21 protein-coding genes and 1 riboswitch are annotated in these 25,767 nt (G+C 68.9%); of the genes, 9 read left to right on the top strand and 12 right to left on the bottom strand.

The features are described from left to right. Nucleotides 1-31: 31 nt before the first annotated feature. Both LQD00_RS15545 and bfr read left to right on the top strand, forming a co-directional pair. Nucleotides 32-214 carry a (2Fe-2S)-binding protein gene (locus LQD00_RS15545; RefSeq protein WP_232718078.1) on the top strand — a complete coding sequence of 61 codons (183 nt, stop codon included), beginning with the start codon at nucleotides 32-34 and terminating at the stop codon, nucleotides 212-214. A 107-nt stretch (nucleotides 215-321) separates the two neighbouring features. After that, the gene (gene bfr, locus LQD00_RS15540; RefSeq protein ID WP_232718077.1) at nucleotides 322-807 is read left to right on the top strand and encodes a bacterioferritin; all 486 of its coding nucleotides are present in this window, start codon (nucleotides 322-324) and stop codon (nucleotides 805-807) included. A 7-nt stretch (nucleotides 808-814) separates the two neighbouring features. On the opposite strand, the gene LQD00_RS15535 is transcribed toward bfr, so the two are convergent. Both LQD00_RS15535 and LQD00_RS15530 read right to left on the bottom strand, forming a co-directional pair. Then, nucleotides 815-2,089 (bottom strand): MFS transporter, encoded by a 1,275-nt coding sequence (locus tag LQD00_RS15535; RefSeq protein WP_232718076.1) that lies wholly within the window; start codon nucleotides 2,087-2,089, stop codon nucleotides 815-817. Between the two features lie 89 nt (nucleotides 2,090-2,178). Beyond that, complete coding sequence (locus LQD00_RS15530) at nucleotides 2,179-4,086, bottom strand: cutinase family protein (RefSeq protein ID WP_232718075.1); 1,908 nt, start codon at nucleotides 4,084-4,086, stop codon at nucleotides 2,179-2,181. A gap of 270 nt (nucleotides 4,087-4,356) precedes the next feature. Further along, nucleotides 4,357-4,478: riboswitch (SAM riboswitch) on the top strand. Nucleotides 4,479-4,541: 63 nt separating this feature from the next. Here LQD00_RS15530 and LQD00_RS15525 point away from each other — a divergent pair. Together LQD00_RS15525 and metX are read left to right on the top strand one after the other, a co-directional pair. Then, on the top strand, nucleotides 4,542-5,864 hold the full coding sequence (locus LQD00_RS15525) for a bifunctional o-acetylhomoserine/o-acetylserine sulfhydrylase (RefSeq protein WP_232718074.1): 1,323 nt from the start codon (nucleotides 4,542-4,544) through the stop codon (nucleotides 5,862-5,864). 16 nt (nucleotides 5,865-5,880) lie between these two features. After that, nucleotides 5,881-7,035 carry a homoserine O-acetyltransferase MetX gene (gene metX / locus LQD00_RS15520; protein ID WP_232718073.1) on the top strand — a complete coding sequence of 385 codons (1,155 nt, stop codon included), beginning with the start codon at nucleotides 5,881-5,883 and terminating at the stop codon, nucleotides 7,033-7,035. Nucleotides 7,036-7,074: 39 nt separating this feature from the next. On the opposite strand, the gene LQD00_RS15515 is transcribed toward metX, so the two are convergent. The 3 genes from LQD00_RS15515 to LQD00_RS15505 form a co-directional block, all read right to left on the bottom strand. Next, entirely contained in the window at nucleotides 7,075-8,616 is a 1,542-nt protein-coding gene (locus LQD00_RS15515; protein WP_232718105.1) for an Hsp70 family protein, read from the bottom strand. A 162-nt stretch (nucleotides 8,617-8,778) separates the two neighbouring features. Continuing rightward, entirely contained in the window at nucleotides 8,779-9,060 is a 282-nt protein-coding gene (locus LQD00_RS15510; protein ID WP_154882920.1) for a DUF3017 domain-containing protein, read from the bottom strand. Between the two features lie 119 nt (nucleotides 9,061-9,179). After that, nucleotides 9,180-10,085 carry a bifunctional methylenetetrahydrofolate dehydrogenase/methenyltetrahydrofolate cyclohydrolase gene (locus tag LQD00_RS15505; RefSeq protein ID WP_232718072.1) on the bottom strand — a complete coding sequence of 302 codons (906 nt, stop codon included), beginning with the start codon at nucleotides 10,083-10,085 and terminating at the stop codon, nucleotides 9,180-9,182. Between the two features lie 55 nt (nucleotides 10,086-10,140). Between LQD00_RS15505 and LQD00_RS15500 the strand changes: the two genes are divergently transcribed. Next, nucleotides 10,141-11,079 carry a serine/threonine dehydratase gene (locus LQD00_RS15500; protein ID WP_232718071.1) on the top strand — a complete coding sequence of 313 codons (939 nt, stop codon included), beginning with the start codon at nucleotides 10,141-10,143 and terminating at the stop codon, nucleotides 11,077-11,079. Nucleotides 11,080-11,134: 55 nt separating this feature from the next. Then, a complete protein-coding gene (locus LQD00_RS15495) occupies nucleotides 11,135-11,599 on the top strand; it encodes a tRNA (cytidine(34)-2'-O)-methyltransferase (RefSeq protein WP_232718070.1) in 465 nt (154 codons plus the stop codon). Here the strand turns inward: LQD00_RS15495 and LQD00_RS15490 are convergent. Together LQD00_RS15490 and LQD00_RS15485 are read right to left on the bottom strand one after the other, a co-directional pair. Next, nucleotides 11,596-11,823 (bottom strand): DUF167 domain-containing protein, encoded by a 228-nt coding sequence (locus LQD00_RS15490; RefSeq protein WP_005195902.1) that lies wholly within the window; start codon nucleotides 11,821-11,823, stop codon nucleotides 11,596-11,598. The two genes, LQD00_RS15495 and LQD00_RS15490, sit on opposite strands and share 4 nt — an antisense overlap. A gap of 46 nt (nucleotides 11,824-11,869) precedes the next feature. Beyond that, entirely contained in the window at nucleotides 11,870-15,154 is a 3,285-nt protein-coding gene (locus LQD00_RS15485) for an error-prone DNA polymerase (protein WP_232718069.1), read from the bottom strand. Between the two features lie 173 nt (nucleotides 15,155-15,327). On the opposite strand from LQD00_RS15485, the gene LQD00_RS15480 reads away from it, so the two are divergent. Further along, on the top strand, nucleotides 15,328-17,268 hold the full coding sequence (locus LQD00_RS15480) for an SDR family oxidoreductase (RefSeq protein ID WP_232718068.1): 1,941 nt from the start codon (nucleotides 15,328-15,330) through the stop codon (nucleotides 17,266-17,268). Next, nucleotides 17,265-18,350, top strand: coding sequence for an alanine racemase (locus tag LQD00_RS15475; protein ID WP_232718067.1), 1,086 nt, complete (start codon nucleotides 17,265-17,267; stop codon nucleotides 18,348-18,350). Before LQD00_RS15480 ends, LQD00_RS15475 begins: the two co-directional genes overlap by 4 nt. A gap of 5 nt (nucleotides 18,351-18,355) precedes the next feature. Here the strand turns inward: LQD00_RS15475 and LQD00_RS15470 are convergent, their stop codons facing one another. From LQD00_RS15470 to LQD00_RS15460, 3 genes are all read right to left on the bottom strand, one after another. Further along, nucleotides 18,356-20,005 (bottom strand): DNA polymerase Y family protein, encoded by a 1,650-nt coding sequence (locus tag LQD00_RS15470; protein WP_232718066.1) that lies wholly within the window; start codon nucleotides 20,003-20,005, stop codon nucleotides 18,356-18,358. Beyond that, nucleotides 20,005-20,772 (bottom strand): hypothetical protein, encoded by a 768-nt coding sequence (locus tag LQD00_RS15465; protein ID WP_232718065.1) that lies wholly within the window; start codon nucleotides 20,770-20,772, stop codon nucleotides 20,005-20,007. Before LQD00_RS15465 ends, LQD00_RS15470 begins: the two co-directional genes overlap by 1 nt. 430 nt (nucleotides 20,773-21,202) lie before the next feature. Then, entirely contained in the window at nucleotides 21,203-22,234 is a 1,032-nt protein-coding gene (locus LQD00_RS15460) for an Rv2578c family radical SAM protein (RefSeq protein ID WP_232718064.1), read from the bottom strand. 78 nt (nucleotides 22,235-22,312) lie between these two features. On the opposite strand from LQD00_RS15460, the gene LQD00_RS15455 reads away from it, so the two are divergent. Next, nucleotides 22,313-23,575: a serine/threonine-protein kinase gene (locus LQD00_RS15455; RefSeq protein ID WP_232718063.1), complete on the top strand. Its 1,263-nt coding sequence runs from the start codon at nucleotides 22,313-22,315 to the stop codon at nucleotides 23,573-23,575. A gap of 93 nt (nucleotides 23,576-23,668) precedes the next feature. Here LQD00_RS15455 and LQD00_RS15450 read toward each other — a convergent pair whose 3' ends face one another. Both LQD00_RS15450 and LQD00_RS15445 read right to left on the bottom strand, forming a co-directional pair. Continuing rightward, entirely contained in the window at nucleotides 23,669-24,388 is a 720-nt protein-coding gene (locus LQD00_RS15450) for a LuxR C-terminal-related transcriptional regulator (RefSeq protein WP_232718062.1), read from the bottom strand. Then, complete coding sequence (locus LQD00_RS15445) at nucleotides 24,385-25,656, bottom strand: ATP-binding protein (protein ID WP_232718061.1); 1,272 nt, start codon at nucleotides 25,654-25,656, stop codon at nucleotides 24,385-24,387. Before LQD00_RS15445 ends, LQD00_RS15450 begins: the two co-directional genes overlap by 4 nt. Between the last annotated feature and the right edge of the window lie 111 nt (nucleotides 25,657-25,767).

The following is a 25,767-nucleotide window of genomic DNA, read 5'->3' as shown; positions in this document are numbered from 1 at the left end:
TTCCTAATCCAGCACGAGGTTAGGTCCCGAGATGTTCGTTTGTATTTGCCGCGCGGTCACCGTCGACGAGGTTCATGAGCACTGCGATGCCGGTGCTTACACCGTCGACGACATCAGCGACCGCTGCGGCGCGGGCGAGGGCTGCGGAACCTGTCTGGAGAAGCTCGACAGCATCCTGAGTGAAAGGCTGGCCACCGCGACAAGCGCTGCATGATCTGACATCCGACAACTCCAGCAACAACCTCGCGCGAGTACGCGCGCGGGGCGTTTTGCCGTGTTAGCTTCATCACTACAAGTGTTCGGCTAACGGGAGGCTGTCATATGCGTGGCGACGACGAGGTCATTGCTCTTCTCAACGAGCAGCTCACGAGCGAGCTGACCGCGATCAATCAGTACTTCCTCCACGCGAAGATGCAGGAGAGCTGGGGTCTCACGGAGATCGCGGCCAAGACCCGCGCCGAGTCGATCGAGGAGATGACGCACGCGGAGATCCTCACCGACCGCATCCTCTTCCTCGAGGCGCTACCCAACTACCAGCGTCTACTGCCGCTGCGGATCGGTCAGTCCATCCGCGAACAGTTCGAATCGGACATGGCGATCGAGGTCGAGGTCGTCGAGCGCCTGCGCCCGGGCATCGCGATGTGCCGCGAGAAGGGTGACATCACCAGCGCGAACCTCCTCGAGAAGATCCTCGCCGACGAAGAAGAGCACATCGACTACCTCGAGACGCAGCTCGAGCTGATCAACAAGCTCGGCGAACCGCTCTACCTGTCGAAGACGATCGCGACGCCGCCGACCAACGGCTGACGCCCTCTCAGGCGAGTACCGGGCGCCGCCGCGCGGTCACGAACGCGACGACCGCGACCGCGATGCCGGCGATGGCCAGGGCCGCGCCGATCACCGCCGGCGACAGGAATCCCCACCCGGCACCGACCACCACGCCGCCGAGGAACGCACCTGCGGCGTTGGCGATGTTGAGCGCCGAGTGATTGAGGGCGGCGGCCAACGTCTGGGCGTCGGCGGCGACGTCCATCAGACGTGTCTGCAGCGCGGGAATCATGGTCGTTCCGGTCAGCGCGACGAGGTACGTGAGTATGAGTGCCGCCCAGGCATTCTCGGCGAGTACGGCGAAGGCGGCTAGCGTCACCGCACTGGTGGACAGTCCGGCGAGGATCGCGGTCGAGACGTTGCGGTCGGCCGCCCAGCCGCCGACGAAGTTGCCGGTCACCATGCCCAGCCCGTACAGCATCAAGGCGATCGGGACGACCGAGACCGGCAGCCCCGTCACCGAGGTGAGGGCCGAGTTCAGGTAGGTGTAGAAGGCGAACATCCCGCCGAAGCCGACGACCCCGATCACCAGGGTGAACCACACCTGCGATCGCCGGAGCGCGCCGAGTTCGGTCAGCGGGTCGGTGATCGTCATGCCGGACAGGCTCGGCAGCACACGGACCAGCGAGACGACGGTCGCGACGCCGATGACGACGACGATCGCGAAAGCGGTGCGCCAACCGAACGTCTCCCCCAGCCAGGCCGCAGCCGGTACGCCGACGACGTTCGCGACCGACAGACCGAGCATCACCTGCCCGACCGCCTTGGCCCGATTCCGCGGACCGGCCATGTGCGCGGCGACGAGCGCCGCGACGCCGAAGTACGCGCCGTGCGGGAGACCGGCGACGAATCGCGCCACGAGAAGCAGCCCGTACGACGGCGCCAGGACGGTGGCGAGGTTTCCGACGGTGAACGCCACCATCAAGGAGATCAGCAGCACCCGCCGCGACATCCGTGCCGTGAGTGCGGCGATCAGCGGAGCGCCGACCACCACACCGAGGGCGTAGGCGGAGATGACGTGACCGGCGGTGGGTTCGGAGACGCCGAGTGAACCGGCGATGTTCGGCAGCAGACCCATCGCGACGAACTCGGTGGTACCGATCCCGAAACCGCCGAGGGCGAGCGCCAGGATGGTCAGCCTGCGGGCACGGCTCGAGATCCTCGAGGAGGGGCGCTGTTCGACGTCCGACGTCGAGTTGTCGAGCACATCGATGGCGAGGTCGTCCGGTGCACCGGCGGTCGTCGTGGGGGCTTCAGGCACGCCTCATGCCAACCGGCCCTCCGCCACCTGCATTCCCCTGGGGTCGGTGAGTTCGTTCACACAGCGAACGACGAGTCGTTACGCAGCGCCTATTCCGAGCCGGAGTCACCACCGGAGGAGCTGTCCGAACCGCCACCGGTGTCGCCGGAGCCACTGGAATCCGAGCCGCTGCCACCGGAACCCGACTTCGAGCCTCCGGTCCCGCTGTCGCCGCCGGAACTGTTCGAGTCCGAACCTCCGGAGCCCGAGCCGGAACCACTGCCGGAACCGCTCGAGTCCGAACCACCCGAGTCCGAGGTCCCCGAGTCGGTGCTGCCGGCATCACCGGTGTCGCCGTCGGGACCACCCGCACCCGAGGCGCCATCATCCGACGACGGCCCGGCCGACGAGTCGGTCTCCGACCGCGTGACGCCCGGATCGGTCCCGCCGGTCGACGCGTCAGTGTCGTCCCCACCGCCGGCCGGGCTGTTGTCGTGGTCGACGGCCGGCGCCGAGGTGTCCCCGCCCGTCGAGGAGTCGCTGTTCGACAGGCCGCCGGCCACCTCGGTGACCGCAGGCGAACCGGTACCGCTGTCCGGCGCTTCGACCTCGGGAGCAGTGGTCTCGGGATCATCGTCGACGGTGGCGACGAACCGGGCCAGCGCCACCGACGCGGAGTCATCGTCGTCTGCGAGCACTGCGAGGGTGTTCGGCTGCGAGGTGATCGTCGGTCCGACGATCGCGCCCGCCCAGTAGCGCACGAAATTCACCGGCAACAGCACGATGCTTCGCACGCTGTCGGCCAGAGCAGTCACACCACGCATGAGTCGTGCCGGGGACAGACTGACGATGCCCTGCAGGATGTCCTCGAAGACGAAGAGATCGGGCAGGTAGGCGCCGTAACCGAGTTGCGGCAGCGGGGGCAGGAAGCCCTGGACCAGCCGGACGACGGGCTGCAGATTGGCCAGGGTGATGCCGAGCGGCAGGCCGATCGTCGGACGGCCGGACAGGAAATCGCCGATCTCGCCCGTGTACCCGATGTCGTTCGCCCAGCCCTGGACCAGCTCCGCGAACGCCGACTTCGCCCCGACCATGCAGACCGTCCCGGTCGCGGTCCCCGTGCCGCTGCACGAGACCGGCCGCGTATCCCACTGCGACGCGGGGTCGCGATACATCGCCCACGGGTAGAGGAAGTGCTTCGTCTGATATCCGAGGATGCCGTCGATCGCACCGATGGGGTCGTACAGCGGGTCCGGTAGGTCGCAGATGGGGTCGCCGTCGATGCACACCGACACCACCCGATCCGACACCGTTCCGAATCCCGCGTCCGCACCGTTGGCGCCGCGCGGGCCCGACATCGTCAGACCGGGGATCACACCGATCAGCGACAGCTCGATACCTCGCCCGGTCTTGTCGCCGGCGCGTCGGGGATCGGAGTACAGCTCGCCGCTGATCACATCCGGGTCGATGGTCACCATGACCGGGTTGCCCTCGTCGTCGAGAATCGGTTCGCCTGTCTCGTCGATCGCGGCGACCTCGCCGGCCGTGCCGTTCCCGATCTGCGACAGCACGTCGCCGGCGACGCGGGCGCCCTGCGAGTATCCGGCCACGACGACGGGCTTGCCCTGACACTGCGACTGGTAGCCGGCGATCGCCGACTTGGTCGCTGCGGTCCCCTGCGCGACGCTCGAGTCATAGCCCGTCGCACCCAGGGGCCACAGAGTCGTCGGATAGTCCGCGTAGATGACCTTGTAGGCACCCTCACCGGCGTACGGGGAGTTCGGATCGAGGTTGTTGTCGGGTCCGAGCCCGGTGTAGCGCTGTTTCACGCCGACGAGGTGCTGGCCCTCCGGATCGTTGGTCCCGCCCACGATGACGACCGCGCCCGCACCGCACGAGTCCGCCTTCGCCTCCGGGGCACCGCCGACCAAACCGAAGGACGCGGCCACCGCCACACCGGTCGCGGTTGCGATCAGAAACGACGTCCGACGCGACCTGAGATGCTCCATTGCCCTCACGAGGCCCACTCCTCACCACTCCCGGACACGCTTCAGGGATGAAGAGGCGTCTTCACCGGGTGAGCGGAACTCTAAGGGGAGAAAGCGAACCTGACAGGACGCTGAGAGTTGCTAACGATCCCGAACAGGTGATTCACGCTGCACATCCGGAGATTTCACCCGCTCGGAGGACACACCCACTACACGTTTTGGATGGCTAACGAGGACTTCGATTCGGCGTGACCGGGAGGGTTCTCTGGCACTCACATCCGTGTTATATCCTTGTCGCCAGGTCATGAGTATCAGCGACAAGCCCCGGCTAGCTGATCGGCAACCCTCCAACCGCGGTGGGGTGCTCCGGGTGATGACCGGGTTGTGGGATCGCGGAAGCGAAGCCCCGGCAAGCGCGGGTCCGAAGGTCGGACCCCAACAGGGTCGAGTTTGGCCCTGCCGACCGTAGAAAGTGATCAACAGTCATGTCTGATGCCAACGAAGGCACCAATCCAGCCGACAACTGGAGCTTCGAGACCAAGCAGGTCCATGTGGGCCAGGCTGCCGATGCAGCCACCAACGCCCGGGCGCTGCCGATCTACCAGACCACCTCTTACGTCTTCAACGACACGCAGCATGCGGCGAACCTCTTCGGTCTCGCGGAGCCGGGCAACATCTACACCCGCATCATGAACCCGACCCAGGATGCGGTCGAGCAGCGGATCGCGGCCCTGGAGGGTGGCGTCGCGGCTCTGCTCGTCGCTTCGGGTCAGGCCGCCGAGACCTACGCGATCCTGAACATCGTCGAGACCGGCGGTCACGTGGTGTCGAGCCCGCGTCTGTACGGCGGCACCTACAACCTCTTCCACTACACCCTGCCGAAGCTGGGCGTCGAGGTGAGCTTCGTCGAGGATCCCGAGGATCCCGCGTCGTGGCAGGCCGCCATCAAGGACAACACCCGGGCGCTGTACGGCGAGTCGATCTCCAACCCCAACAACGAGATCCTCGACATCAAGGGCATCTCGGAGGTCGCACACCGCAACGGCCTGCCGCTGATCATCGACAACACCGTCGCCACCCCGTACCTGATCAACCCGCTGGCCCACGGCGCCGACGTCGTCGTCCACTCGGCCACCAAGTACATCGGCGGCCACGGCACCGCGATCGGCGGCGTGATCGTCGACGGCGGCACCTTCGACTGGCGCGTGCAGCGCGACGGCAAGGACCTGTTCCCCGGTTTCACCACCCCGGACCCCAGCTACCACGGTGCGGTCTTCGCCGACCTCGGCGCTCCGGCCTACGCGCTGAAGGCCCGCGTCCAGTGGCTGCGCGACACCGGTGCGGCGATCGCCCCGTTCAACGCCTTCCTGCTCGCCCAGGGCCTCGAGACCCTGAGCCTGCGCATCGAGCGCCATGTCTCGAACGCGCAGAAGGTCGCGAAGTTCCTGGAGGGTCACGCCCAGGTCGAGTCCGTCGCCTACGCCGGCCTCGAGTCCTCGCCGTGGTACCAGCGCGGCCAGGAACTCGCCCCCAAGGGCCAGGGTGCGATCATCGCCTTCGAGATCACCGGCGGTGTGGACGCGGGCAAGAAGTTCGTCGACGCCCTGACCCTGCACAGCCATGTGGCCAACATCGGCGACGTCCGTTCGCTGGTCATCCATCCGGCCTCGACCACCCACAGCCAGCTGACCCCGGAGGAGCAGCTCGCCGCAGGTGTCACCCCGGGCCTGGTGCGCCTGGCCGTGGGTATCGAGGGAATCGACGACATCCTGGCGGACCTCGAACAGGGCTTCGCAGCCGCCAAATAGGACAGGTGAGGCAGTTTTGTCGGTGAGTATCGACCTGAACGCGCAAGCGTCTGATCAGCCCGACTGGGAGTCGGTCCCGGACGGGAAGCTCGTCGGCATGAGCATCGGCTCGCTGCCTCTCGACAGCGGTGAACGGATCGACAACGTCACCCTGGCGTTCCAGCGCTGGGGGACGTTGTCGCCGTCCCGCGACAACGTCATCCTCACCCTGCACGCCCTCACCGGCGACTCCCACGTCACCGGTCCCGCCGACGCCGAGCACGAGACGCCCGGCTGGTGGGACGGCCTCATCGGCCCGGGCCAGGCGATCGACACCGACGAGTGGTGTGTCATCTCGGCCAACGTGCTCGGTGGGTGCAAGGGATCGACCGGTCCCGGCTCCCTCGCCTCCGACGGTCAACCGTGGGGTTCACGCTTCCCGCAGATCACCGTGCTCGACCAGGTCCGCGCCGAGGTCGCACTCCTCGACCGCCTCGGAATCCGCAGCGTCGGAGCAGTTCTCGGCGGGTCGATGGGTGGCGCCCGCGCGCTCGAGTGGGCCATCGAGTACCCCGATCGCGTCCGCAGCGCACTGGTGCTGGCCGTCGGCGCCCGCGCCACTGCCGACCAGATCGGCATCCAGACCACACAGATCGCCGCCATCAAGTCCGACCCGGCCTGGCACGGCGGCAACTACCACGGAACCGGACAGACACCGCTGACCGGCATGGGCATCGCCCGCCAGATCGCACACCTGTCCTACCGCAGCGAACCCGAGCTCGACGAGCGGTTCGAGAACAAACCGCAGGGCGACGAGCAGCCGCTACTCGGCGGTCGTTACGCCGTGCAGAGCTACCTCGAACATCAGGCGTCGAAGCTGATGCAGCGCTTCGACCCGGGCAGCTACGTAGTGCTCACCGAGGTCCTCAACCATCACGACGTCGGCCGCAACCGCGGCGGCATCAAGAAGGCGCTCAACGAGTGCAAGGTCCCGGTCATCGTCGGCGGAATCGACTCGGATCGCCTGTACCCGTTGCGGTTACAGGCCGAGCTCGCCGAAGAACTGGGCAACTGCGTCGGCGGCCTGCAGGTCGTGCGATCCGACACCGGACACGACGGCTTCCTCACCGAGTTCGACGCCATCAGCGACCTGCTCAAGCGCACGGTCGAGCTCGCACGCCGCGACGCCTGACCCCCAGCCCTCCCGGGTTCGGAAACCGGCCGCCTGCGCTCAGCGCGGAGCGGGAACCGGGGTGCTCGACGACGCCGGCGGTGCCGTCCGAACGGCTCCGGATTGCGGTGTCTCTTCGCTGGGCGATGCCCCCGACGACTGACTGGGTGCCGACTTGTTCGGCGTCGGCTGGGTGAGCGGCGGCGGAGCCGGCGTGGTGTTCCGCGGCCGGACCTCCTTGGGCAGCAGGGTCGGCGGGATCGGGGGCGGCGTCGAGCCCGGCACGAACGGCAGCGTCGGCCACGGGAACGGCGACAGCGTGCGCGTGCTGGTCGTCCCGGTCGACGGCTCGGTCGGCGGCAACTCGGTGGTGGCCCAGCCCGGCTGTTCGTTCCACGCCGGCGGCTCCTCCGGCTGCACCGGCTGGACGGGCTGCTCATGGGTCTGCTCGACCGGCTGATCCGGAACCTGCGTCACCGGGGCCTGGGTCGTCGGCACCGGCGTCGAACTCTTCTCGCTCGACGTGGCGACGGCGGGGACGCTACCGACCGTCGACGACGGCTCGGGGACCTCGCGGTCGGCGAACGACGAGCTGACCGCGTAGAAGGTGATCAGGACCGCGGCGATGATCGCGCCCGCGGCCGCAAGCGGCGTGGCCGATAACCACTCGCGCTGCCGCTGCCCACCGATGAAGGCGAGCCGGGTTGTGCCCGAATAGGTTTCGCCGGCCAGAAGAGCCGCTCCGGTCGCCGCGACCAACTCCGGGGTCGACGGGCACACCGTGTCGAGGTCGTGGCCGCGGGCCATGTCGCGGACCGCGGGCAGATTGGCCAGACCGCCGACGAAGACCACCGCCTCCGGGATGACGCCACGGGCGGACGCCTCGGCGACGTACCGGTCGAACACCTCGCGTGCCTCGCGGACCATCGGTGCCACCGCGTTCGCCACATGGGACTCGGTCAGCGCGACCCGTCCCGCACCACCGGGGAGTGCCACCGAGGGGCCGTCTGATCCGGCGCCCGAATGTCCGTAGGCGATCTCTTCTTTCGCAGTCCGGCAGGCGCTGAGCAGTTCGCTGCGTCCGGCGCGCGTGCGGGCGGCCTCTCCCAGCGATGGGTTGTCGGCGGTGAGGTTCGCGGCGATGGCCCGGTCGAGGCGGCGTCCGCTGAGGACCGTCGAGCGTTCGAGCCCGGTGATCCGGCGACTGCTCGGATCAACGGTGTAGATCGACATACCGGTGTCGCCGCAGTCGACAACGACGGCGGTGGAGAAACGATCGATCTCGCCGGTGTCGGCGAGGCAGGCGACCACGGCCTCGTCCTCGGCGACCAGACGGATCTGGCGTCGGGGGCCGCTCCCCCGCGATCGCAGATGGCGCCGTTGGGCGGCGGTACGGGCGGCCACGCCGATCGGGCCCACCCGGGCGTCGGCCTCGCGGGCGGCGCCGAGCATGACGTCGATGCCGGCGTTGACGCGACCCGCGCCGTCGAGACCGTCGGTGGGGTCGACGTCGATGACGCGGGAATCCACCACGCTGCGGCCGAGATCGTCACGCGTCAGCAGGACGTAGTGGATCATGCCGGCACCTGCCGACACGCCCATCGACGTCACTTCATTCACATGGTCATCGGTCGGTGTTGCAGTGATACGTACTCCAGCGGTCGGTGCGTCTGCCCCAGCGTCGTACTCAGTGCTCGGCAGAGAGAATTGCCTGGTCAGGCGCGACCACTCGGTCTGAAGGTCACGCTCAGGTATCTATTGTAATCAATCCGTGCCCAAAGAGTCGATCGACGTGGCGAGCCAGAGCATCACACCGCCGACCGTCGCCATCACGGAGACGTCAAACAATTTCCCTCTGACCTGCAGTAATCCCGCCTGGGACGCCGGGATGAACGCACGGAGCAGTGCTCCGACGAGAAGCGCCGTGCCGAACACGAAGGATCCTCGGCGCCAGCGATCGAACATCACGAGCAGCGCTGCTGCCAGGACACCCAGCATGACCAGCAGGTACGGGATCTGGACGAGAACCGCGCGCACCCCCTGCACCGGCTCGGGCCCGGGTGCGGTGTCGTGATGTCCGTCACCAGGGGCCGGCGGACGCAACCGATTCGGATCCGACGAGGGCAGATCCGCCCCGGCCGGACCGACCCGCGGCTCGTCCGGACTCACGCCGTGCCGCCGCCCTCAACGCCGGCGACGGCTTCGGTGGCGGCCTGCTGGGCGGCGAGTTGCTGCTCGGCCCGTTCGACGACGTTGACGAGCAGGAAGGCGCGCGTGAGGGGTCCGACCCCGCCGGGGTTCGGCGAGACGTGTCCGGCGACCTCCCACACGTCGGGATGGACGTCGCCGACCAGGCCGGCGTCGGTCCGGCTGACGCCCACGTCGATGACCGCGGCACCCGGCTTCACCATGTCCTTGGTGATCAGATGCGGCACGCCGGCGGCCGCGACGACGATGTCGGCGCGCTCGACCTCGGACCGGAGATCGGCGGTGCCGGTGTGGCAGAGGGTGACGGTGGCGTTCTCGCTACGCCGTGTCAGCAGCAGGCCGATCGGCCGGCCGATGGTGACGCCGCGCCCCACGACGGTGACGCGGGCACCGGCGATCGGGATGTCGTAGCGACGGAGGAGATGGATGACGCCGCGCGGCGTGCACGGGAGTGTCGACTCCTTGCCCAGGACCAGGCGACCGAGGTTGATCGGGTGCAGTCCGTCGGCGTCCTTGAGCGGATCGATCCGCTCGAGCGCCGCGTTCTCGTCGAGGTGCTTGGGCAGTGGCAGCTGCACGATGTACCCGGTGCAGGCCGGGTCGGCGTTCAGTTCGTCGATCGCCGCGTTGAGCTGCTCGGTGGTGGCGTCGGCCAGCAGATCCTTGCGGATGGAGGCGACCCCGATGCGGGCGCAGTCCGAGTGCTTGCCCTTCACATAGGAATGCGAGCCCGGGTCGTCGCCGACGAGCACTGTGCCCAGACCGGGGGTGATGCCCGCCTCGCGCAGTGTGTTCACCCGTTCGGTGAGATCTGCGAAGATCTCGTCGCGCGTGGTCTTGCCGTCCAGTCGTATCGCGGTCACGCCCGACATTCTTCCATCCACGACGACTGCGATGTGAGCCACTACTGTCAGAGCCGTGAGAGCAACACGGGCCGACGTCGACCTCGCTGCGGCAACCATCTCCCCTCTCCTGCGACGGACACCGACACTGCGCACTGTCATCGAGACCGTCGACGGCCCCCGGGACGTCGTGTTCAAACTCGAATACCTCCAGCTCGGCGGCTGTTTCAAGGTGCGGGGCAGCCTGTCGGCGACGCTGCATGCACGCGCCCGGGGAGCGCTGACCGACGCCGGCGTTCTCGTCGCATCCGGAGGCAACGCGGCGATCGGCGCGGCGTGGGCCGCACGGATCGCCGGCGTGCCGTGCACGGTCGTGATCCCCGAGACCGCACCCGAGGTCAAGGTCCAGACGTTGCGCACCCTGGGCGCGCAGGTCCATCTCGTCGGACTGCGCTATCAGGACGCCGCCGACGCCGCAGGCGAACTCGCCGCAACCACCGGTGCGCTCCCACTGCACGCATACGATCTGCCCGACATCGTCGCGGGCGCGGGCACGATCGGTCTCGAGATGACCGAGGACGTCCCCGATCCGCTTACCACCGTGGTCTGCGTCGGCGGTGGCGGCCTGCTGGCCGGTCTCGCGGCGACCCTGCGTCCCGGTGACCGCCTCGTGGGTGTCGAACCCCTCGGGGCGTCCTGTCTCCACCAGGCACGGGCGGCGGGATCACCGGTCCCGGTCGAACTCGAGAGCGTCGCCGCCGATTCCCTCGGCGCCACCCGCGTCGGCGACATCTGCTGGGAGACCGCCGCGCAGCGCCCCGACGTCGACAGCGTGCTGGTGACCGACGCCCAGCTCATCGACGCACGGCGGATGCTGTGGGACTCTCACCGCATCCTCGTCGAACACGGCACCGCCGCCGCCGTCGCCGCGGTGACCACCGGAGCGGTTCGCCCGGAACCGGATTCGACGCTGTGCATCGTGCTGTGCGGGGCGAACACCGGCTTCGACCTGTAGCGGAGTTCCGCGCGCTGTCATCGGCGCCGAGCCCGGCGACTACGCTGAGCACATCATGTTCCGGATCATGTTCTATCAACCCTGCATCCCGCCGAACACCGGAAACGCGATCCGGCTGGCCGCCAACACCGGGTGCGAACTGCACCTCATCGAACCGTTGGGGTTCTCGATGTCCGACGCCCAGGTCAAGCGGGCGGGGTTGGACTATCACGAGATGGCCACCGTGACCGTGCATCCCAACCTGGTGACGGCGTGGACCACACTGAAGCCCGAGCGGGTGTTCGCGTTCACCGCACACGCGGAGCGCTACCACACCGACGTCGACTACCGGCCCGGCGACGTGCTGCTGTTCGGTCCGGAACCCACCGGTCTGCCCGACGAAGTGCTCGCCGAACCCGAGGTCACCGACCGGGTGCGCATCCCGATGCTCGCCGGCCGTCGATCCCACAACCTCGCCAACGCGGCGAGCATCGTCGTCTACGAGGCGTGGCGGCAGAACGGCTTCGTCGGCGCCGTCTAGTCGACGCGGTACCGCTTGGTGCGGGCGGTGGCCCCGCCGATGAGCGCGACCTTGCTCTTGGGTACGCCGAGATGTGAGGCGAGCAGCTCGGCGACCGCCTTGTTGGCACGACCCTCGGTGGCGGGTTCGCGAACGTAGATGGTGAGGGCTCCGTCGGGTCCGGCCTCCACCAGCGGACCCTTGCTGCTCTTCGGCTTGACGGTCACCACGACCTGCTGCGACATCGATTTCCCCGATTCGTAGTTTGTCACTCCGGCAGACCCCGACGGGTCACTGCCAGTCCCTGGATCTGGTTCCCACCCGAAGATCCATGCGCTGCAAACGATCTGCGACAACGGTCACGGCGCCTTCAGCATTCTGTACCCGACCGCGCACCAGCAACGCCGGTGCGGTCTGTGCCAGTACACGGTACCGCGCCCACAGGCCGACGGAACACACCACGTTGACCATCCCGGTCTCGTCCTCGAGGTTGATGAAGGTCACCCCTGACGCCGTCGCAGGTCGTTGGCGGTGTGTCACCGCCCCGCCGATCAGTACGCGCGCGCCGTCGGGCACCGACAGCAACCGGTCCGCGGCCACCACCCCCATCGCGTCGAGCCGAGGGCGCAGGAATTGCGTCGGATACGACTTCGGGGTGATGCCGGTGGCCCAGGCGTCGGTGGCCGCCAGTTCGATGTCGGACAGCCCGGGCAGCGTCGGCGTGGCACCCGACGAGCGGAGTTCCAGCTGGTCGTCGCGAACGGTCGCGGCCGCCCCGGCCTCCCAGAGCGCCTGGCGCCTGCTGAGACCGAAACCGTCGAAGGCCCCTGCCCCGGCGAGACCCTCGAGTTCCTTGGCGCTCAACGCTGCCCGGCGGGAGACGTCGGTGATGTCGGTGTACGGTCCGTCGGCGCGCCGGTCGACGATCCGCTGGGCCACCTCCTCCCCGACCCCGCGCACCTCGTCGAGCCCCAGACGCACGTCGAGGCCCTCGTTCTCCAGGGTTGCGTGCGCGAGGGAGGCGTTGATGTCGGGGCGATGGACCGCCACCCCGTGCCGGCGGGCGTCGGCGACCAGCGTCTGCGGCGAGTAGAAACCCATCGGCTGAGCCCGTAGCAGCGCCGCGCAGAACGCGGCCGGGTGATGCAGCTTGAACCACGACGAGTAGAAGACCAGCGAGGCGAAACTCTGCGAATGGCTCTCCGGGAAGCCGAAGTTGGCGAAGGCGGCCATCTTCTCGAAGATACGGTCGGCGGCGTCCCCGGTGATGCCGTGGAGCTCTTCCATCCCGGCATAGAAGCGTTTGCGCAGGCGTTCCATCTTCTCCGGCGACCGTTTGGAGCCCATCGCCCGACGCAGCTGGTCGGCCTCGGAGGCGTCGAAGCCCGCGACGTCGACGGCCAGCTGCATCAACTGTTCCTGGAACAGCGGCACCCCCAGCGTCCGCTCGAGGGCCTTGTGCATCGACGGGTGTTCGACGGTGACCGGCTCGTCTCCGTTGCGTCGCTTGATGAAGGGATGCACCGAACCACCCTGGATGGGACCGGGACGGATCAGCGCCACCTCGACGACCAGGTCGTAGAAACAACGCGGTTTCAGCCGCGGCAGGGTCGCCATCTGGGCGCGGGACTCCACCTGGAACACGCCGACCGAGTCGGCGCGGCACAGCATCTCGTAGACCGCCGGTTCGGCGAGGTCGAGGGTGGCGAGATCGACCTCGATGCCCTTGTGCTCGGCGACCAGATCGATCGCGTAGTGCAGCGCCGAGAGCATCCCGAGACCGAGCATGTCGAACTTGACCAGCCCGATGGCCGCGCAGTCGTCCTTGTCCCACTGCAGCACGCTGCGGTTCTCCATCCGTGCCCACTCCGTGGGGCAGACGTCGGCGATGGGCCGGTCACAGATCACCATGCCCCCGGAGTGGATGCCCAGATGCCGTGGCATGCCCAGGATCTCACCGGCCAGATCGGTCACGTCGGAAGGCGCGGTGTCCGGGGACTTGGCCCAGGCGTCCTGCTGCCCGGGTGCATACCCCAGCGCCCGCGCCATGTCCCGGATCGCCGAGCGGCCGCGATAGGTGATGACGTTGGCCACCTGGGCGCTGCGATCCCGGCCATACCGGCGGTAGACGTACTGGATGGCCTCCTCACGACGGTCGGACTCGATGTCGATGTCGATGTCGGGTGGCCCGTCGCGCTCTGGGGCGAGGAACCGCTCGAACAGCAGCTTGTTGGCGACCGGGTCGACGTTGGTGATCCCCAACGCGTAACAGACCGCCGAGTTGGCGGCACTCCCCCGGCCCTGACACAGGATGTCGTTGGCCTTGCAGAAGTCGACGATGTCGGCGACGACGAGGAAATAGCCGGGGAACGTGAGGGTTTCGATGATGGCGAGTTCGTGTTCGATCTGCCGGTAGGCCTGCGGATGTTCGACGGGTGTGCCGTATCGACGCCGGGCGCGGGTCATGGTGAGTTCGCGCAGCCAGCTGGCCTCGGTGTAACCCTCCGGCACGTCGAACGGCGGCAACTCCGGTGCGATCAGACCGAGCTCGAAGGCGCAGTCGGCGGCGATGCCGACCGCGTTGTCGATCGCGTCGAGGTGCGCGGGCATCAGCCGGGCCATCTCGTCACCGCTGCGCAGGTGTGCGCCGGCGACACCCGGCATCCATCCGGCGATGGTCTCGATGTCGGTGCGTGCCCGTACCGCCGCCATCGCCATCGCCAGCCGGCGGCGTCGGGGTGCGGCGAAGTGCGCACCCGTGGTCGCAACCGTCGGCACTCCGACGCGGGCGGCGAGACCGGCGAGCACACCATTGCGTTCGTCGTCGTCGGGCATGCCCTGGGCGGTGAGTTCGAGGACGACGTTGCCGTGGCCGTAGGTCTCGATCATCTCCCGCAGCGCGATCTCCGCGGCCGGGACGCCGCCGCGGTCCAGCGCACGCCGGACCGCGCCCTTCCGGCAACCGGTGAGGACCAGCCAGTGCCCGTCGCCCGCACCGGCCAGGGCGTCGCGGTCGTAGCGCAGCAACCCCTTCTCACCCGCCACCATGTGCGCCTCGGCGATGGTCCGCGACAACCGCCGGTAACCCTCTCCGTCGCGGGCGAGGACCAGCAGATGCTCTCCCGGCGGATCGTTGAGACCGGTCCGGGCGATGTCGGGTTCCAGCGACAGCTCGGCACCGAAGACCGTCGGCATCGCGAACTCGCGGGCGGCCTCCGCGAACCGGACGATGCCGTAGAAGCCGTCGTGATCGGTGACGGCCAGCGCCTGGAGTCCGAGGCGTTCGGCCTCCTCTACCAGTTCCTCCGGCATCGACGCGCCGTCGAGGAAGCTGTACGAGCTGTGGGCGTGGAGCTCGGCATAGGCCACCGACGACGAGCCACGCGCGATGTCCTCCGCCTGGTAGGCGCCGCGTTTGCGCGACCAGGCCGGGCTGTCGCCGCCGTCGCCCGGGAACATCGCGTGGTCGCTGTCGTCGGGACCGAAGGCGGTGCCCGGACGCCCGCCGTCGGGCGCGCGACCGGAGAGCACCCGCTCCATCTCCGACCATGTCGGTGGTCCCTGATCCCAGCCCACCCGAACAGTCTATCGAACATATTTTCGAATGAACATCTCGATTCCACACCCGGAAGTCATTGCGCTCAGGCCAGGTAAGTGCAACTCTGAGTACCAGACAGATTCCATCTCCCATCCGGGGGGACGAGGACATCAAGCGGGCCTCACGCCCGCTCACATGATGGGATCCCTACATGACCAGCTACTTCATCACCGGAGGCAGCGGATTCATCGGCCGACGCGTCATCGATCGACTTCTGACCGTCGACCCTGGCGCGACCATCCACGCCCTGGTGCGCGAATCCTCCCGATCGGCGTTCGACGCCCTGCTCGACGAGCTCGGTGCCACCGGCCGGGTGACCCCGGTCGTCGGGGACCTGACCAGCCCGGGCCTCGGCCTCGACGCGCATGACCTGCCGGAATTCGACCACGTGGTCCACCTCGCCGCGATCTACGACATGGCCGCCGACGCCGAGTCACAGCGCGCGGCCAACGTCATCGGCACCTCTCGCGTCGCCGACTTCGCCATCGCCCACGACGCCCTGTTCCACCACGTGTCCTCGGTCGCCGTCGCCGGCGATCACCGCGGCCGGTTCACCGAAACCGATTTCGAGGTCGGCCAGGGCTTTCCGACGGCGTACCACCGGACCAAGTTCGAGGCGGAGCGGGTCGTCCGCGAACGCGAGGGCCTGCGGTGGCGGGTCTACCGGCCCTCGATCGTGGTCGGCGACTCGCGAACCGGCGAGATGGACAAGATCGACGGTCCCTACTACTTCTTCGGCCACCTCGCCGCGCTCGGCCACCTGCCGTCGAGGCTGCGGTTGCCGATGCCCGACCTCGGCAAACTCAACATGGTGCCCGTCGACTTCGTCGCCGCCGCGATGGTCGCACTCATCGCCGTGGACCCCGAACGCAGCGGGCTGGTGTTCCACCTCGGCGACCGGCGTTCGCTGACCACCACCGAGATGTACAACGCCCTCGCCCCGGCGTTCGGCGCGCCTCGCGGTTTCGACGTCATCCCGCACTCGGTGGTCGAGCCCGCGCTGGCACTGTCGGCCATGGGACCCGCTCGCATCGGCCGCAATCTCCTTGCCGCCCAACAGGGTATCCCGTCGGCGGTGCTCGACGCGGTGTCGCTGCCGGTGGACTTCTCCTCCGACGCCACCCTCGCCGTCCTCCACGAGCACGGGATCAGCGTTCCGGACTTCACCGAGTACGCACCGGGCCTGTGGCAGTACTGGTCTACCCACCTCGACCGGTCCCGCAACCGGCGCCGCGATCCCCGGGGTCCGCTGGTGGGCAAGAACATCCTGATCACCGGCGGGTCGAGCGGTATCGGCAAGGCCACCGCCCGGATGTGCGTCGCCCGCGGCGCCAATGTGATGATCGTGGCCCGGTCGGCCGAGGAACTCGATTCCGCCGCAGACGAATTGAACTCGACGACCAGCAAGAAGGGCATCCCGCCGGGCCGGGCGGTGGCGTACCAGTGCGACATCACCGACGAGGAGTCGGTCAACGCGCTGGTCAAGTCGGTGCTCGCCGAGCACGGTCACGTGGACGTGCTGGTCAACAACGCCGGCCGGTCCATCCGGCGCGCCACGGTGAACTCGGTGCAGCGCTCGCACGACTACCACCGGGTCATGGCGGTCAACTACTTCGGCGCGGTCAACCTCATCCTCGGGCTCCTGCCGCACATGGTGGCCCGGAGGTCGGGGCATGTGGTCAACGTGACCTCGATCGCGGTGCAGTCCCGCGGGCCGCGCTTCGGTGCGTACGCGGCGTCGAAGGCGGCGCTGGAGGCGTTCAGCGACGTCACCGGCACCGAGACCGTCTCCGACCACGTCACGTTCTCCAATGTGCGTCTGCCGCTGGTGAAGACGCGGATGATCTCGCCCACCGAGGCCTACGACAACCAGCCCGGCACCTGGGATGTGGACAAGGCCGCCGCTCGCGTGTTGCACGCGATCGTCGACCGGCCCAAGCGGGTCAGCTCGGTCGTCGGGACGATCGCCGAGATCGGGCACCGCTTCACCCCCGGCCTGACCACCCGCATCCTGCATCAGGAGTATCTGCTGTTCGGTGAGTCGGCGGCAGCGATGGGGCGTGCCCGCCGTTCGGGTGGGCGCGACGCGTGATCGACACCCCGTACCTCGAGGTCGACGTCGACCGCCTGGACCGCAACCTCGCCACCCTCGCCGGAGCAGCCCGGAGCTTCGGGGTCGACGTCCGACCGCACGCCAAGACCCACAAGTGCGCCGAGATCGCCCGCCTGCAGATCGAGCACGGCGCGGTCGGACTGACCGTGGCGACCATCGGCGAGGCCGAGGCCTTCGCCGACGCCGCGGAGATCACCGGGTGCACCGACATCTTCATCGCGTATCCGTTGTGGCCGACCGCCGGTCAGGCAACACGGCTGCGCGCCCTCGCCGAACGGGTCACCCTGCGACTGGGGATCGATTCCCTCGCCGGCGCACGGCATCTCGCCTCGGCGGTGGGTTCGGCGCCGATACAGGTGCTCGTCGAGGTCGACTCCGGTCAGCACCGCACCGGCGTCACCCCCGAACTGGCCGGTTCGGTCGGCGCCGCGGGCGTCGCAGAAGGACTCGACGTGATCGGCGTGTTCACCTTCCCGGGCCACTCCTATGGCCTCGGGGACACCCGACGCGACGCCGCCGCCCAGGAGCTGGCCGCACTGGCGACGGCGGCCGACGGCTTGCGCGCCAACGGAATCGAACCGCGCGTACGCAGCGGCGGCTCGACCCCGACGGTCGGCCTGCTCGACGCCGGGCAGGCGAACGTCCTGACCGAGATCCGGCCCGGCGTGTACCCGTTCAACGACGCGCAGCAGGTGGAGATCGGCTCGTGCGGTTTCGGCGACGTCTCGTTGACCGCGGTCGCGACGGTGGTACGCCGTGACAACCACCGGATCGTCCTCGACGCGGGCAGCAAGATCCTCGGAGCCGACCGCGCCCCCTGGGCCACCGGGTACGGCCGGCTCCTCGATCATCATGACGCCCGCATCGTGATGCTGTCGGAACATCATGCGGTGGTGGAGTTCCCGGCCGGGGCGTCCGACGAGCGCATCCCCGGTATCGGGAGTTTCGTGCGCGTGGTGCCGAATCACGTGTGCAACGCGGTCAACCTCGTCGACGAACTGGTGGCGATCGACGGCTCGGACACACGCTGGCCGGTGATCGCGCGGGGACGCAACAGCTGAGGCCTTCACTCGTAGACCCCTTCGACGATCCACTCACCGCCGCGATAGCAGAGCAGCAGCGCGCGTGAGTCGTCGAGCAGGACCTGTGCCCGGGCGGTCAGCTTCGTGGCCCCAGCCGCGGATGCCCGTTCCATGCCGACCGGCCACGGGCCGGCCCACCAGCACAGTCCCCAGCTCGCCTTTCGACCCTTCCCGCGACCCGACGACCCCGACAACCGGACGGTCACCGGTTCGGCGGTGAACGCTCCCCGCTCGGTCACCCGCACCGGCTGACCGAGTGCGTCGAGCACGCTGATCGCCGTCTCCACCAGCACGGTGGGCGTGGGTTGCGGCAGGTGGCCCGGCCACGGCGCGGAGGGGTCGCGGCGCGGTGTCCGCTCGTCACCGAGGGACACCATCGTGATCCGTTCGGCCGGGCCGCGCCCGCCGCTGAGCACCGGGATGCGCACGGCATCGCCTCCCAGCAGACCTTGGATGCGGACCAGGGAGCGTCGGGCGCGTTCTTCGACGTCGGGGTCGACCGCCGAGCCACCGGTGAGGGTGTCCGAGAGCTGGTAGTGCAGGGCACCGGCCTCGACGACCTCCACCGGCTCCAGCCGCAGACGCACGATCGGCGAGTCGGGGCGGGTGTCCTTGACCTGGCCTCTCGCCCGTCCGTTACCCCGCCGGCCACCGGTCAGCCAGCCCTCCAGCTGCCATCGGATGCGGTCCGCGGTGGTCTCCGGGGTCAGCGGCTGCGCACAGTTCCACGTCCGCGAATGCTGCTGTCCGCGTTCGGTGGTCGCCTCGATGGTGAGTCGGGTGCAGGCCACGGCGGCATCGCGCAGGCGCCGGTGGAGCTTCTCGGCGAGGGTGCGGCCGATGAACGCCGCGGCGTCGATGCGGTCGACGGGCGGATCGCAGGTGTGGTCGACGTCCAGCTCGGCCGGCAGGTGTCGGCCCGACGGCACTCGACCCGGCAACGCGTTGGCCAGACGGTGCGCGAGCACCGCGTCCCGGGCGAAACGGGTCGCCACGTCGGCGATGTCCATCTCGGCGAATGCGCCGATGGTGCCGATCCCCAGGCGCCGCAACAGGTCCACCAGCTCGGCACGCGACGGATCGCTCATGCTCGGTTCGAGGGCGAGGTCGGCGATGGGCCGGTCGGCGAGATAGGCCCGGTCTCCGCCCGGCTCGACCTGATGGCCGCGCCGCGCGGCGAGGACCGCGGTGAAGATCTCGTCGGCGATGCCGACCTGCGACTCGATGCCGCAGGCCGACACGATGTCGACGAGTTCTTCGGCAAGTGCCTCCATGCCGCCGAAGTAGCGCGCCGCCCGATCTCCGGGGATCACCAGCAGACCGGGCCGGAGCACCTCGAGGGTCGGGAGCACCTCGGCCACCGCGGCCACCACCGGATCGAACAGCCGACCGTCGCGGACCTCGTCGGCCGCGACGACGGTCATCTCCGGGCAGAGTGCCTGCGCCTGACGTTTGCGCATGCCGCGTCGGACGCCGACGGCCCGGGCGGTGGACGAACAGGCCACCACCCGATTCGCCGACAACACCGCCACCGGATGCAACGGCGGCAGATCGGCCTCGGCGGCCGCCGCCATCGCCGGCCAGTCCGGGCACCAGAGCGCAAGGGTCCGCCTGGCGGGTTCCTGCCGTGTCATCAGTTCGCGACCGCGAGGACCGGACGAGTGCTCGTCGTCGAGACCATCTCCACCGATCGATCGGACCCCTGGCCTCGTGCCAGGAGATCGACCTCGGTGCTCTGCGTCTGACGGCCGCGTCCCGATGCCGTGACCTGCAGTCTCATCCCGCCGATGCGGCCATAACCGCTGCGCGCGGAGTCGAGGTCGGTGGCGCCGGACAGCAACGGACTGTGCCGGTAGGTGAGCACCCGCGCCTCGATGTTCAGCTGCGCACCCGGCCAGGTGCCCCCGGCGACCAGCAGGACCGACGACTGCTTACGGACGCGTCCCATCACCACGCGTGCCCGCGACGGGGGCACCGCATCCGCCGTACCCGGCCCCACACGGCCGAGCACCACCAGGTCCATGCCGTCGAGCAGGACGGCGGCCACCTCCACCGGATCGATGCCGGGGTCGGGGATGGTGGCGATGCGCGAGAGGTCCGCGCCCATCTCCACCGCCGACAGCAGGCTCAGCCGGGGCATCCCGACGATCCCGACCTGGCCGCCCGCACGGGTGACCGACGCGATCATCGCGACCAGCAACGAATTGGCGCCATCGAACCGGGCGACCGTACCGCGCGGAATCCCGTTGTGCGGCAATATCTCCGACAACGGCTCCGGAATCGGCAGCACGCCGGCGGCCGGATCGCGGGTCTCCACCACAGGCCGGTCGGGGCGTCCCGACATCGCCGCCATGCGTCGGCGGAGTCCGGCCAATTCATCCGTACGGGACGACACATCCATGACACTCTCCAGTCGCGTGGTGGTACTCGAGCGAGCCGGGAAGGTGCTGCGCCATCTGGTCCTCGAACCGCCGTGGGAATGATCCGAGAGGGTGATCTCGTCCGCCGATCATTCGAACATTGTTTCGATAAGCAGAGAGTAGAACCACCCACCGGCAAGCGTCAACCGAGGACCGTCAGCACCCGGATCGCGCTCGTAACACGTTGCACTGGTGCATCTTTCGCCACAGACCCCGAGGTGCGAGCACCAACCCCGCTGCCTGAGGTGAGAGGAGCGCAAGCGACGAGCCACGAAGGCCTGGTGACGTCATCTCACCAGGCCTTCGTGGCTCGCTTCGCTCGCACCTCAGGCAGCGGGGGCAGCTCGCTTCGCTCGCACCTCAGGCAGCGGGGGCAGCTCGCTTCGCTCTCGCACCTCAGGCAGCAGAGGGTCAGAACAGAGTGAGCGCGTGCTGCAGCTCCGGTGCGGCGACCGATCCGGGCGATCCCGCGTCCGAGCCGGACTGTCGCAGCCCACCGGAGCCCGCCAGCCCGTGCTGCTGCACCAGGGGCTGCATCCGCTCACGCAGCCATGAGGAGTACTCCGGCGTCACGTAGGCACCGCGCCCGTAGAGTCCGCGGTATCTGCGGATCAGTGCGGGATGTTCCTCGGCCAGCCACTCCAGGAACCACGGCTTGGTCGAGGATCGCAGGTGCATGGGGAACGCGGTCACGCCCGACGCCCCCGCGTCGGCGAGAGCCCCGAGCAGCTCGTCGAGATGGGATTTCGCATCCGTGAGATACGGGATGACCGGTGCGACCATCACGTGCGGCGCGAGGCCGGCGTCGGCGAGGTCGCGGATCAGCGACAGTCTGGCTTGCGGCGACGGGGTGCCGGGTTCGATCTTCTTCTGCAGATCCGGGTCGATGATGGCCAGCGAGATGCCGATGCTCACCGGGACCTGGCCCGCCGCCTGCCGCAGCAGAGGCAGATCGCGCCGGATCAGCGTCCCCTTGGTGAGGATCGAGAACGGTGTCCGGGACTCTGCGAGCGCAGAGATCACGCCCGGCATGAGCTTGTACCGGCCTTCCGCGCGCTGATACGGGTCGGTGTTGGTGCCCAGTGCGACGGTCTCCCGCGTCCACGAGCGACGCTTGAGCTCCTTGCGCAGCACCGCGGCCACGTTCAGCTTCACGACCACCTGGGAGTCGAAGTCCTTGCCTGCGTCGAGGTCGAGGTATTCGTGCGTCGGCCGGGCGAAACAATAGCGGCACGCGTGAGTGCACCCGCGAAAAGTGTTGACGGTGAACTGGAACGGGAGATGAGACGCTTCCGGGACACGATTGAGAGCACTCTTCGCGAGCACCTCGTGAAAGGTGACACCCTCGAAGTCGGGAGTCCGCACCGACCGCACCAGGCCGGAGCGGCTCAGCCCGGGGAGCGCCCCGTCGTCGACCTCGACCGCCTGCTCGGACCATCGCATGGAGCGAGTCGAACACATGTGCGATCACACTGTCAAGCGCAGTGCCCGCCGACGAGCCCTCGCGGCTATCATCGCCGTATGCCACCGTCCGTCGGAACCCATCATGCCCCAGGTCCCCAGTACCTGGTGGCCGGCCGATACCGCCTGAAGTCGCGGATCGGTGGCGGCGGCATGGGCACGGTGTGGCTGGCCCGCGATCAGCTCCTCGATCGCGACGTGGCCGTCAAGCAGGTCGTCTCCACCGAGGGCCTCACCGAGGATTCCGCGGACAACGTCCGCAAGCGGGCGATGCGCGAGGGTCGCATCGCGGCGAAGCTGTCCCATCGCAATGCCATCGCGATGCACGACGTAGCCCTCGACCGCGGCGAGCCGTGGCTGGTGATGGAGTACCTGCCGTCGCGCAGCGTCGCCCAGATCCTGCATGCAGTAACGACACTCGAGCCGAGGGAGGCGGCCCAGATCGGCGCGCAGGTGGCCGATGCGATGGTCGAGGCCCACGCGGCCGGTATCGTCCACCGCGACATCAAGCCGGGCAACATCCTGATCGCCGAGGGCGGCCGCAACGCGGGGCTCGTCAAGATCACCGACTTCGGCATCTCGCGGGCCAAGGACGACGTCAGCCTCACCCAGACCGGCGTGATCACCGGCACCCCAGCCTATTTCGCCCCCGAGGTGGCTCGTGGCGCGGAGCCGATGGAGGCCTCCGACGTCTACTCGCTGGGCGCCACGATCTACACGATGGTCGAGGGCCAGCCGCCGTTCGGCGTCGACGACAACTCGATCGCCCTGCTGCACAAGGTCGCTCGCGCGCGGATCAACCCGATGACCAAGGCCGGCGACCTCGAACCGGTCCTGCTGCGCCTGCTGGAACCGAGCCCGACGAAGCGGCCGACCATGGCCGAGGCACGTGACGCCCTCACCGCGTTCGCGGCGGGTTCGCGCGGCACCAAGGACCAGGTGCTCACCGGACTCATCACCCGCCCCGGCGCCGGTACGCCGGTGTGGGCGCAGCGCAACAACCGCTCGTCGACCACGGGACCTCACCGCCCGGTCGCGGGCGCGACGCTGCCGCCCTACGCCCAGACCCTGGCCGGCGACCGCGCCTCACGCGACATCCCGCACACCCGGCAGGAGCACCACTCCCCGACCCTGATGTCGACGCCGCCGCCGTATGCGATGACGTCCCAGTCGTCGTCGCCCCACCGTCAGCCGATGAACCCCGGGTTCGGGGAACCGACCCGGAACTCGGCGACCTCCAGCACCGCGCTCGCCGTGTCGGTGTTCGTGTTCTTCGCGGTGCTGGCTGTGCTCGTCGTCCTGGCGATCGCGCTGCTGCGCTAGGGCCTTTGGAGTTGAATCCGCCGCAGCTCCCGCGTGGCCGATTCCCTCCCGCTTATGGGATAGCGCCCGCGGGAGGTAAACGCTCCCGCGGGATCAGCCGATGTGGCGCGTGGCCGCCCAGCGGGTCAACGCGTTCCGGTTGGACTGCTGGGTCTTGCGCAGCACGTTCGACGCATGCGTCTCGACGGTCTTGATCGAGATGAAGAGTTCCTCGGCGATCTCCCGGTAGGTGTAACCGCGGGCCAGCAGCCGCAACACCTCGAGTTCACGGCGGGTGAGGGAGTCGAGTTCGGGATCCAGCGGAGGTTCGGGGGCCGACGACTTCCCGGTGAACGAGTCGAGCACGAACCCGGCCAGCCGAGGGCTGAACACCGCGTCACCCTCCGCGACCCGGCGCACCGCATCGGCGAGTTCGGCGCCGTCGATCGTCTTGGTGACATACCCCCGGGCGCCGGCCCGGATCGTCGCGATCACGTCCTCGGCGGCGTCGGAGACGCTCAGGGCGAGGAAGACCGGCGCGTTCTCGGCATCGGCGCCGAGCCGGTCGAGGACGCCCCGCAACACCGCGACCCCGCCGCCGGCGGGCATGTGGACGTCGAGGAGCACCACATTCGGTGCGGTGGACACGATTCCGGCGATGGCCTCCGGCACGGTGCCCGCCTCCCCGACCACGCGTAGTCCCGACTCGTCGGCCAGTTCCGCGCGCACCCCGGAGCGGAACACGGCGTGGTCGTCGACGAGGTACACGGTGTAGGTCGACGCCGGGGCGTCGGTCGTCGTGTCCGTCGGGTTCGGGGTCTGCTCGGGGGTCATCTCACCTTCCGGTCGTCCGTCGGTTCGTTCTCTGCCTGCTGTTCTACCGGGGATGCCGCGGTGCCGCCGGATTCCTCGACCACCGACACACCGTCGATGCGCGGCATCGTCAGCGCGACGTTGGTACCGCGCCCGGGGTTCGAGGTGATCGACACGCGGCCACCCATGCGTTCCATCCGTGCCCGGATCGACCGGCTGATGCCCTGCCGATCCTCGTCGATGACGTCCGGGTCGAAGCCGACGCCGCGGTCGCGGACGAACACCTCGACCTGGTCCTCGGTCACCTCGCTGTACACGTCGACGGTGCGCTCACCGGAATGCTTCGCCGCGTTGACCAGCGCCTCACGGGTCGCACCCGCCAGCGCCGACCAGCGCTTGGCATCGCGTGCGTCGCTGGGGCGAAGATCGCCGACGGTGATGATCTCGACGTCGACCCCGTACGCGTCCTCGACCTCCGCGCCGACGCTGCGCAGCGCCGCGGCGAGCGAGCCGCGTTCCTGGGCGGGGTCGCCGAACAGCCACGCACGCAGCTCACGCTCCTGACTTCGGGCGAGGCGCGCGACCTCCTCCGGGCGATGCGCCTTCTTCTGGATGAGGGCGAGGGTCTGCAGCACCGAATCGTGCAGGTGCGAGGCGATCTCCTCGCGCTCGGCGTTGCGGATGCGTGCAGCACGTTCCTCGTTGAGTGCCCGCCACATCCGCATCCACAGCGGAACGGTGAGGAGTACGACGCCGATCAGGGTCGCCACCACCGCGAGGATCGTCGAATTGAGTCCGCCGAAGCTGCGGTCGCCCGCGAGGACGATCACCACGAGCCCGCCGACCACCAGCAGCACACCGCCGATCAGCCGTGTCCAGGTCAGCAGCGGAGCGCGCGGCGCACGATGCGAGGTGTCGAACTCGCGCCACACCAGGCTCGCGCCGATGGCGATGAAGACGAACGGAACCAGATACTCCGCGGGCGTGCCCGATGCGGCGAAGCCGACGACCGACATCGCCACGAGCCCGATCACCGCGAGTCCGAGGGACTGCCTGCGTTCGCCCGGTGCGGGCGGTGCGGTGTCCTTGCCGGGCGGGCAGAAGAACCAGAGCAGACCGTAGGCCGCGACCCCGGCCCCGGCCAGCGCGGCGAGCACCACGAACACGATCCGGACGCGAAAGACGTCGACCCCCAGATGGTCGGCTATGCCACCGGCGACCCCGGCGACCACCCGGCCGCCGTCCCGTCGGACCAGCCGCGGGGCAGGCTCCACCTCCGTTCCACTCACACCTCGATGTTCCCACGGGCGGCGAATCCGGACATCGGGGTTCACCCCTGTTTCTGTGCCCGCGATCTCGGGGTCGAGCGTCGCATCCCCGATCAACCCCGGGCGGAAATC

This window comes from Gordonia metallireducens (assembly GCF_021245825.1).
Lineage (GTDB): Bacteria > Actinomycetota > Actinomycetes > Mycobacteriales > Mycobacteriaceae > Gordonia > Gordonia namibiensis.
This window is presented reverse-complemented; position numbering and strand designations above follow the sequence as displayed.

Excerpts from the sequence above, each read along its gene's own strand:
- LQD00_RS15545 (WP_232718078.1), top strand. The coding sequence starts at position 32 with ATGTTCGTTTGTATTTGCCGCGCGGTCACCGTCGACGAGGTTCATGAG.
- bfr (WP_232718077.1), top strand. The coding sequence starts at position 322 with ATGCGTGGCGACGACGAGGTCATTGCTCTTCTCAACGAGCAGCTCACG.
- LQD00_RS15525 (WP_232718074.1), top strand. The coding sequence starts at position 4,542 with ATGTCTGATGCCAACGAAGGCACCAATCCAGCCGACAACTGGAGCTTC.
- LQD00_RS15515 (WP_232718105.1), bottom strand. The coding sequence starts at position 8,616 with ATGGGCGTGTCGGCAGGTGCCGGCATGATCCACTACGTCCTGCTGACG.
- LQD00_RS15495 (WP_232718070.1), top strand. The coding sequence starts at position 11,135 with ATGTTCCGGATCATGTTCTATCAACCCTGCATCCCGCCGAACACCGGA.
- LQD00_RS15490 (WP_005195902.1), bottom strand. The coding sequence starts at position 11,823 with ATGTCGCAGCAGGTCGTGGTGACCGTCAAGCCGAAGAGCAGCAAGGGT.
- LQD00_RS15480 (WP_232718068.1), top strand. The coding sequence starts at position 15,328 with ATGACCAGCTACTTCATCACCGGAGGCAGCGGATTCATCGGCCGACGC.
- LQD00_RS15470 (WP_232718066.1), bottom strand. The coding sequence starts at position 20,005 with ATGACACGGCAGGAACCCGCCAGGCGGACCCTTGCGCTCTGGTGCCCG.
- LQD00_RS15465 (WP_232718065.1), bottom strand. The coding sequence starts at position 20,772 with ATGGATGTGTCGTCCCGTACGGATGAATTGGCCGGACTCCGCCGACGC.
- LQD00_RS15460 (WP_232718064.1), bottom strand. The coding sequence starts at position 22,234 with ATGCGATGGTCCGAGCAGGCGGTCGAGGTCGACGACGGGGCGCTCCCC.
- LQD00_RS15455 (WP_232718063.1), top strand. The coding sequence starts at position 22,313 with ATGCCACCGTCCGTCGGAACCCATCATGCCCCAGGTCCCCAGTACCTG.
- LQD00_RS15450 (WP_232718062.1), bottom strand. The coding sequence starts at position 24,388 with ATGACCCCCGAGCAGACCCCGAACCCGACGGACACGACGACCGACGCC.